Origin of the sequence: Psychrobacter sp., assembly GCF_035469765.1 — a bacterium.
Classification (GTDB): domain Bacteria; phylum Pseudomonadota; class Gammaproteobacteria; order Pseudomonadales; family Moraxellaceae; genus Psychrobacter.
In genome coordinates this window covers 1-9,788 of the sequence record NZ_DATIRM010000236.1, presented here as the reverse complement: position 1 = coordinate 9,788, position 9,788 = coordinate 1, and the positions used below count along the sequence as shown (strand labels likewise).

General features: G+C 43.4%; 6 protein-coding genes. All 6 read right to left on the bottom strand.

Annotated features, from left to right (window positions below):
* Nucleotides 1-195: 195 nt before the first annotated feature.
* Entirely contained in the window at nt 196-1,851 is a 1,656-nt protein-coding gene (locus VLN09_RS06695) for a BCCT family transporter (RefSeq protein ID WP_325244884.1), read from the bottom strand.
* A 232-nt stretch (nt 1,852-2,083) separates the two neighbouring features.
* Nucleotides 2,084-3,727: a BCCT family transporter gene (locus VLN09_RS06690; protein WP_325244882.1), complete on the bottom strand. Its 1,644-nt coding sequence runs from the start codon at nt 3,725-3,727 to the stop codon at nt 2,084-2,086.
* A 167-nt stretch (nt 3,728-3,894) separates the two neighbouring features.
* Nucleotides 3,895-5,088, bottom strand: coding sequence for a PQQ-dependent sugar dehydrogenase (locus tag VLN09_RS06685; RefSeq protein ID WP_414709098.1), 1,194 nt, complete (start codon nt 5,086-5,088; stop codon nt 3,895-3,897).
* Between the two features lie 271 nt (nt 5,089-5,359).
* Nucleotides 5,360-7,957, bottom strand: coding sequence for an ATP-dependent chaperone ClpB (clpB, locus tag VLN09_RS06680; protein WP_325244878.1), 2,598 nt, complete (start codon nt 7,955-7,957; stop codon nt 5,360-5,362).
* 435 nt (nt 7,958-8,392) lie between these two features.
* A complete protein-coding gene (locus VLN09_RS06675) occupies nt 8,393-9,172 on the bottom strand; it encodes an SDR family NAD(P)-dependent oxidoreductase (RefSeq protein WP_325244876.1) in 780 nt (259 codons plus the stop codon).
* A gap of 67 nt (nt 9,173-9,239) precedes the next feature.
* A partial coding sequence (locus tag VLN09_RS06670; protein WP_414709097.1) for an AMP-binding enzyme occupies nt 9,240-9,788 on the bottom strand: 549 nt, incomplete at its 5' end.

The window sequence follows — 9,788 nt, the reverse complement described above, 5'->3', positions numbered from 1 at the left end:
TGGAACCACCTCCGCCATCGGTTATGTAAAAGGGCAATGTGTATAGCGTAGCGCATTGCTTATAGGAATCAGACTACAACCCTACTCAGATGCTATTTATGATGATAAACAGATATGCAAAACTTAAAAAGTCCCAACTTTATATAAGTTGGGACTTTTTTAACTTCATTGCTATTTAAACATTGTCCAAGATCTTTAACCTTCAGGCTTTTCAATATCAGGTGGACCTGTCAATAAACCCTCATCACGGAATTCATTGGCTGAATTGTGCTCAGCGGATTCCTCAGTGATAAACCATTGCTGATTACGATACAGTATCAAACGGTCACGACTTAAGCCACGCAGTAACGAATACATCATCACAACTATCACAATCGCAAACGGGAAGCCTGAAACAATTGAAGCCGCTTGTAAGGCACTCAACCCGCCTGCTGCCAATAGTACCGCTGCAATAACACCTTCGGTACCCGCCCAAAATAGGCGCTGAATCTTTGGCGGATTAGCATCGCCACCTGAGGTCAGCATGTCAATAACAAAACTTGCTGAATCCGATGACGTGACAAACCAAAGAACAATCATCACTACGATGAGCAAGTTCAAAGCTGACGTAAATGGATAAGACTCCATCAACTTAAAGATAGCGCTACCTGTGTCTGCCTTGACAGCTTCAATCAAACCTGGGCTAATGAGATTAGGGTCAGCGGCTGCCATTAATTCCATATTAACCGCCGAACCACCAAAAGCGGTAAACCATAAGAACAAGATAGTGATAGGGATTAATAACACCCCTAAGATAAACTCGCGAATGGTCCGTCCACGAGAGATACGAGCCACGAACACACCAACGAAAGGCGACCAGCTTATCCACCATGCCCAATAGAAAATCGTCCATGATGCTTGCCAGTTTTCTTCACCGTTATAAGACTCTGTCCAAAGACCTAGTGGCACAATCTGATGTAAATAGTTGCCGATGTTCTCTACAAAGCTATTTAGAATAAACTGAGTCGGTCCTAAAATAATCACAAAGCTTAGCAATATCACAGTAAATAATATATTGGTGTCACTTAAGCGCTTAATCCCTTTATCTAACCCCATAAACAGAGATAGACCAGCCAGCATAGTGATTAAGGCAATCAATATAATTTGCACTGTAATATTATTGGGAATACCAAATAACGTCTCAAGACCTGAGTTAATCTGCAATACCCCAAGACCTAACGTGGTCACTACCCCAAACATCGTCCCAAATACCGCCAGCGTATCGACCGTATGGCCCCAACCACCATAGATTTTTTTACCCAATATAGGATAAAGTGTCGAGCGGATGGCCAGTGGTAAACCCACTCGGTAGTGAAAATAAGCCAATGACAAAGCAACCATGCCGTAGAGCGCCCACACATGTAAGCCATAATGCAGGAACGAGATATTCATCGCTTGCTTGGCGGCGGCGATCGTTTCGGGCTCTCCTAATGGCGGCGCCATAAAATGGTACAAGGGTTCAGCGGTGCCCCAATAGAGCAGTCCAATACCGATGCCAGCTGAAAACAGCATGCCAATCCAAGAGACTATATTATACTCGGGCTTCTCGTTCTGATGACCAAGCCTGATATCACCATAGCGACTGAATATCATATAAATACTCATCACTAGCGTTAAGTTGACCACCACAATAAAGAACCAGCCAAAGCGCAAAGACACGAATGCTTTTGCGTGACCAAATACCAGTTCTGCTTGGTCATTAAAAAAAGCACCAAAGATGATAAACACCAGAATTAATAGTGCTGAGGTTAAAAACACAGGTTTACTTACCCGTGGAAAAGGGCCTAATCGTCCAACTTTTACATGATCCATAGGTATTCCCCCAAAAAAAAGTGCGTAACCATACCAAGGTATGAGCCAATTATCAAATATAACACCTCAAAAACAGTGGCTAATGTATAGAAACGTTAGTGACACACTGATTTATATTTTAGTTAAACCACATTTACTCTAAATAAACTTCAATTATAAACCCCAATAAAGAAACCCCAATTTATTCTTAAATTGGGGTTTCTATTAACGACGTAAATAACTATTTTACTTCTTAGTCACCCTTAACTATCTTGGGTGGCCCTTTTAGTAAATGCTCGTCGACGAACTCATTAGCCGAGTTGTGATCTGCCGATTCATCAGTAATAAAATTCTGCTGAGCTCGATATAGAATCAGACGATCGCGGCTAAGACCACGTAACAACGCGTACATCATGACAAAAATCACTAAGGCAAACGGTAGTCCTGCTACGATAGCAGCGGCCTGCAAAGCAGACAGCCCACCAGCCGCTAGTAGTATAGCAGCGATAACGCCTTCTGTAGTTGCCCAAAACAAACGCTGAATTTTTGGTGGATTGGTATCACCACCAGCTGTTAGCATATCGATAACAAAACTGGCCGAGTCTGATGACGTCACAAACCAAAGCATAATCATAACGACGATCAGTAGCGTAATCGGTTTTGCCAATGGATAGTACTCAACCAATTTAAAGATCGCACTACCGGTATCCGCTTGTACCGCTTCAACCAATCCTGGGCTAACACCTGACACAGCAGAGGCAAGTTCCATATGAACAGCAACGCCGCCAAAGGTCGTAAACCAGAAGAACAAAATAAGCATTGGGATCAGTAATACCCCAAGCGTAAATTCACGAATGGTACGACCACGAGAGATACGGGCAATAAAGATACCAACGAATGGTGCCCAACTGACCCACCATGCCCAATAAAATATCGTCCAACTACTCTGCCAATCTGTCCCACTATAAGACTCGCCCCATGTACCTAGAGGCACAATCACGGTCAGATAGTTTCCGATGTTTTCAATAAAGCTATCAAAGATAAAGAGTGTCGGTCCTAAAATGACCATAAACGCCAATAAGACGATCGTGAATCCAATGTTAATATCACTCAGTCGCTTAATACCTTTATCTAAACCCATCATAACGGAAATGGCTGCAAGCCCTGTGATGAAAGCAATCAAACCAAACTGTACAGTGAGACTATTAGGTGTACCAAATAGCTTTTCGAGTCCGGAGTTGATCTGCAGCACCCCTAGCCCTAGTGAGGTGACCACGCCAAACATCGTACCAAATACGGCCAAGATATCGACAGTATGTCCCCATCGACCATAGATTCGTTTACCGAGTATAGGGTATAGAGTTGATCGAATCGATAAGGGCAGACCGCGGCGGAAATGAAAATACGCTAAAGATAGCGCCACAATCGTATAGATCGCCCAAGCGTGTAGACCCCAATGCATAAATGAGATGTTCATCGCTTGCTTTGCTGCTGCAACCGTTTCGGCATCGCTCATTGGTGGTGCCATAAAATGATACAACGGCTCCGCTGTGCCCCAATAAACTAGGCCAATACCAATACCTGCGGAAAACAACATGCCAATCCACGAAAACAGATTGTACTGTGGTCGCTCCGTCTGATTGCCTAGCCGAATGTCACCATAGCGACTCATTGCTAAGTAAATACAAAGTGCAAGCGCCGCATTAACTAAGAGAATAAACAGCCAGCCGAATTTATCAGTAATAAAATTTTGTAAAAAACTAAAGACTGCCCCTGCTGTTTCAGTGAAAAGTGCGCCGAAAATAATGAATCCAATAATCAACAGTGTCGATGTAATAAACACAGGTTTACTCACCCGTGGAAAAGGGCCTAATCTGCCTACTTTTACTTCTTCCATGTGCAAGTCTCAAAATTTAAGGAACATCACCTTAACAAAATAGGCTTTAAGTATCAATCAATTACAAATTAAAACTTGATAAAACCCTTAATTTGCTCTAGATAAGTTAATAATTTTTTTTAGAATAACTAAAGAACTATGCAAATAAAAACAACTTTAGCACGATCCTACTTAGGCGATAGTCTCAGTAATCGCCCACCATTACCATCTTCAAGCGCCCACACTTGCCCGTCTACTGCCAGCACACTGCGGACACGCTCACCCATATCATAGCGATAACGCTCAGCAGCGGTACTGCCTTCACTAAAGCTGACTATGATAAGCGCTTTAGAAGATAAGCCACTGATAAGGGCATTACCCTGCCAGCTAGGAAAGTCATTGTGACTACCAGCGGCATATATACTTATGGAGGATGGCGATATTACTGGCGTCCAAGTAATTTTGGGTGCAGCAAACTCAGGCCGTGTATCGTGATCAGGAATATCAAGACCTGAGTAATTGCGTCCATTGGACACAACTGGCCAGCCATAATTATTGCCTTTTTCGATAAGATTAAATTCATCACCGCCCCTTGGGCCCATCTCATGCGCCCAAAGCCGTCCACTATCATCAAATGTCATACCAAGCACATTGCGATGTCCTATTGTCCAAAACTGCTTAGATATATCATTGCCAGTATCCGCAAATGGATTGTCTGTTGGCATGGAGCCATCAGCGTTTATCCGTATTATTTTGCCCAAATTGACAGTCATATCTTGAGCAGGAGTTTTTTCTTGACGTTCGCCTGAGCTGATATATAAATATTGCCCATCAGGTGAAAATAATAAACGGTGACTATAGTGTCCTTGTCCTGTGACCTTGGGGAATTGCTGCCAAATTGGGACCATCTTCTGCAAACTTGGTTGACCAGTATCCAAACCTGATAGTTTGGCTTTAATAACTTTAGCACCAAATTTATTACTATCATCACCAGTGCCTGCCTCAACGTAGCTAATATATACGTTGTTAGAGGTAACAAAATCTGGTGCAAGAATAATATCACCAAGACCGCCTTGTCCCCCGTAAGCGACTTTAGGCACGCTAGCGATTTCTGTCTTAGTACCTGTTGCCGTATCAACAATAAATAATTCGCCTGTCTTTTGTGTGACAAGCAGTTTTGGTGGTTTATTACTAACGATAGGTAATGCCGTCATTGCCCATGGCTCATCAAAGGTAGCAATGGCTTTTGTAGTGAAGGCAGGTTTATCCGTACTGGCAACATCTACTGCTGAGGTTTCAGCGTCTTGATATTCTGCCAAATCGGCATTAGTATCTATTGCCGATTGATTGGAACAAGCAGCCGTACTAAATAACAGCGACATCGTTGCTACTGACGCTGCGAGATACTTTTTAAGCCTAGTATTTCTAATAGTCGTTTGAGTAATACTACTATTATTCGCCATATTTATACTTATCATTTTGATAGTTATCATGCCAATCATCCTTGTGAGCTTTTTTATAATATAGCAAGCGCACTGCCCATTCTGGTACAGATTGTGTTTTCTATAGTATATTTTTCATAGAAAAACCCCTTAATCGCTTTCGCAAATAAGGGGGTAGCTTTAAATCATAACAGTCGTTTGGCGTTTAATATTAGCTCATTCTAAGCTTATCAAACGTCAGTTTGTCATCCGCGCCGATATCAACTTTGATGATATCACCAGCGACAAAATCACCAGCCAGCAGCTTCAATGACAATGGATTTTCAATCTCTTGCTGAATGGCACGTTTGAGTGGACGCGCGCCATAAACAGGATCATAACCAACCGCAACCAGCTTGTTCAGCGCTTCTGCTGATAACTCGATATCTAGCTCACGCTCATATAGACGCTGACGCAAGCGGTTTAACTGAATCGCAGCAATACCAGCCATTTGTGACATACCGAGCGGATGGAACACCACGATCTCATCGATACGGTTGACAAACTCTGGACGGAAATGCTGTCCAACCGACTCCATGACTTCCGCTTTGATATCCTCGTAGCTTTCACCAACCATCTCTTGGATTTTATGCGAACCCAAGTTACTGGTCATAATGATGACGGTGTTTTTAAAGTCTACGACGCGACCTTGTGAATCAGTCAGGCGACCATCATCCAACACTTGTAGCAAGATATTGAAAACATCAGGATGCGCTTTTTCAACTTCATCAAATAAAATCACACTATAAGGCTTACGGCGTACCGCTTCAGTCAAAGCACCACCTTCTTCATAGCCCACATAACCTGGAGGTGCACCAACCAAGCGGCTAACGCTATGCTTCTCCATATACTCACTCATATCGATACGGACGATGGCATCTTCTGAATCAAACAAGAAGTTCGCCAACGATTTGGTCAGCTCAGTCTTACCGACACCTGTAGGTCCTAAGAACAAGAACGAACCTGAAGGGCGATTCGGATCCGACAAGCCAGCACGACTACGACGTACCGCATTGGCTACCGCTTCGACTGCTTCATCTTGACCGATGACGCGCTCATGGAGTTTTTCTTCCATCGCCAGCATTTTATCACGCTCGCCTTGCATCATTTTATTAACCGGAATACCAGTCGCTGCAGCAACGACTTCGGCAATCTCATGATCTGTGACTTTATTGCGTAGCAATTTTACAGCTATTGGCTCGCCCGTTTGCTCTTTTTGCTCAGCCGAATCAATATCGGCAATTTGTTTTTCAAGTTCAGGTATTACACCGTATTGTAATCGAGACATCTCTGCATAATCGCCATCACGCGTGGCTTTCTCTAATTGAATACGTGCCTTGTCCAAGTTTTCTTTATGCTGCTTACTCCCTTCGACTAAAGCCTTTTCAGCCTGCCAAATCTCGTTAAGATCCGCATACTCTTTTTCAAGCTCTTCAATCTGAGTATCTAATATTTTAAGCTCTGCTTGCGCGCCCGCATCTTCTTCGTTTTTAAGCACTTCACGCTGCATTTTTAACTGAGTCCGACGGCTATCGAGCTTACCTAATGCTTCAGGTTTGCTGTCCATTTCCATACGCAGACGACTGGCGGCTTCATCAATCAAATCGATGGCTTTATCAGGTAGCTTGCGATCAGTAATATAGCGGTGACTCATACGAGCAGCCGCAATAATCGCACTGTCTTGAATAACGACTCCGTGATGCAGCTCATAACGGTCTTTTAGACCACGTAAAATAGCAATGGTGTCTTCGACCGTTGGCTCATCGACAAGCACTTTTTGGAAACGACGCTCAAGTGCCGCATCTTTTTCGATATACTTACGGTATTCATCTAAAGTCGTGGCACCGACGCAATGCAGCTCACCGCGAGCAAGCGCTGGTTTTAGCATATTACCGGCGTCCATTGCGCCATCTGCCTTACCTGCCCCAACTAGCGTATGTAGCTCATCGATAAATAAGATCACGTTGCCTTCTTGCTTCGATAAGTCACTAAGTACCGCTTTGAGACGCTCTTCAAACTCACCACGGAATTTTGCACCAGCAATCAACGCACCCAAGTCCAATGACAGCACTTCTTTACGGCGTAGACCTTCTGGCACATCACCGTTGATAATTTTTTGCGCCAAACCTTCTACAATTGCCGTTTTACCAACACCCGGCTCACCGATCAGCACTGGGTTATTCTTGGTACGGCGAGACAGTACCTGAATGGTACGGCGAATCTCTTCGTCACGACCAATCACCGGATCAAGCTTACCAAGCTCCGCTTGCTCGGTTAAATTAATGGTGTATTTATTGAGCGCGTCACGCTGATCTTCGGCATTTTGATTGTTCACAGTATCATCACCGCGTAGCTGCTCAATCACAGCTTTTAGTTTATTGGCTGTAACGCCAGCACTTTCAAATATCTTCTTGGTATCGCCTTGCTCAGCAAGTGCCAACATCACCCATTCAGTGGCGATAAAATCATCACCTTCTTTTTGTGCTTGGCGGTCTGCCAAATTCAAAATTTTAACTGAGTTTGGGTTTAAATTAACGTCACCCGTTGGCTCAGCAATGGTTGCTTGGTTGTCTAACGCTTTTGCCACACCATTTTTCAATGCTGGAATAGACGCACCTGCTTGTTGGCAGATTGACAAGTTGGCCTCATCTTGTAGCAAGACCGCAAGTAAATGTACTGGATCAATACCCGTATGATCACGCCCTAAAGCCAGACTTTGTGCTTCTTGAATAGCGGCTTGTAGTTTTTGCGTAAATTTTTCAAATCTCATTATTATGTCCTTTTATAATTGATCTTAAGTAACGGGTTTCTATCAGCTAAAAATACAATAAAACCTTGACTCTAGCGCTTATCAGTAGCCATTAATATATTCAGTATATCAAATATAATTTTAACGCGTTCATATTTATTATTATGAATATTTTTTAAAGAGAATTATTCGTAGAACTTCAAACGTTAAGTCAGGGTTTGAACAGACTTATTATTATATTGATAAACAAATATATGCTTTTCTGAGACAGCTTACAACCTATTACCCCTATTATTTACAACCTATTACACGACTATTTATTGCTAAGGTTTATGAGTTAACTGTTCAATAAAAATCCCATAGCCTACTTTTTAAAAAATAAAAAAAGCAGCTGGAGTAGCCAACTGCCTTTATAAATAGGGACACGTTATGAATATTTAGCCTTTCAATGAATGATTACACCATACGTATCGCACCATCTAAGCGAATCACCTCACCATTGAGATAAGCATTATCAATGATGTGCATGACCAATTTGGCAAACTCATTTGGATTACCCAAACGCTTAGGATACGGTACCGCTGCCTCTAGCTGCTCACGTGCCTTTTCAGGCAGACTTTGCATCATAGGCGTTGCAAACACCCCAGGCGCGATAGTCATGACACGGATACCATGACGAGTCAGCTCACGTGCGAGCGGCAACATCATACCAACGACGCCAGCTTTAGATGAAGCATAACTGCCTTGTCCGACTTGCCCATCAAAAGCGGCGATAGAAGCAGTATTAATGATAATGCCATTGTCAGCATTGACTTCGGTGGCTGTACTAACAGCCACCCGCTTAGCAATACTAGCCGCCACCAAACGTGCCACGTTAAAAGAACCCACAAGATTGATATTAACGCCACGACTAAAGGCATCGAGATCTGCAGGATTATTTTCACGATCTAAGAGCTTTTGTACAACAACGATACCAGCACAATTTATCGACCCTTGCAGACCACCAAATTCGCTTTCAGCCATATCAACAGCCGCTTGCACCTCATTGCCACTCGTCACATCACAGCGCACAAAACGAGCATGGTCACCCAATTCATCGACTAAGGCTTGCCCCGTTGACTCGTTAAGGTCTGCGATGACAACCTTGCCGCCTTGAGCCACGATAGCACGCACTACTGACTCACCCAAACCTGACGCACCACCCGTAACCAAAAAGCTGTGTTGTTCAATTTGCATAACTTTTCCTTTGATTGATATTTTTATAAACTGTCTATTTTATTGTCTTATTAATACTTCAATTCATTTATGCTTCCGATAAACTGCGCAGCAAAAAGCGTTGAATCTTACCACTTGGGGTCTTTGGTAGTGCTTCTACAAACTCAACCTCACGCGGATAAGCATGAGTTGATAGACGCTTACGTACCAAGTCTTGAATCTCCTTGGCAATCTTGTCCGTCCCTTCGATACCATCTTTTAGCACCACATAAGACTTAATGGTATGACCACGCACTTCGTCTGGTACCCCAACTGCCGCTGACTCTGCGACTGCCTCATGCTCAAGCACGGTATTTTCAACATCGGTTGGCCCAACTCGGTAACCTGCCGTGATAATAATGTCATCATCACGCCCAGAGAACCAATAACTACCATCGCTGTGGCGCTCGACCACGTCGCCTGTTAAGTAATAGTCATCAGAGAAGGCGTCTTTTTCATTCCAGCTATAACCACGGAAATAAAATGCTGGCGATTGACTGACCACTACTGCCAGTTCTCCTTGCTCGCCGTCAGGTAATATGTTCATATCACTATCTAACACAACGAGTGTATGCCCCGGTAGCGCCATACCCATCGA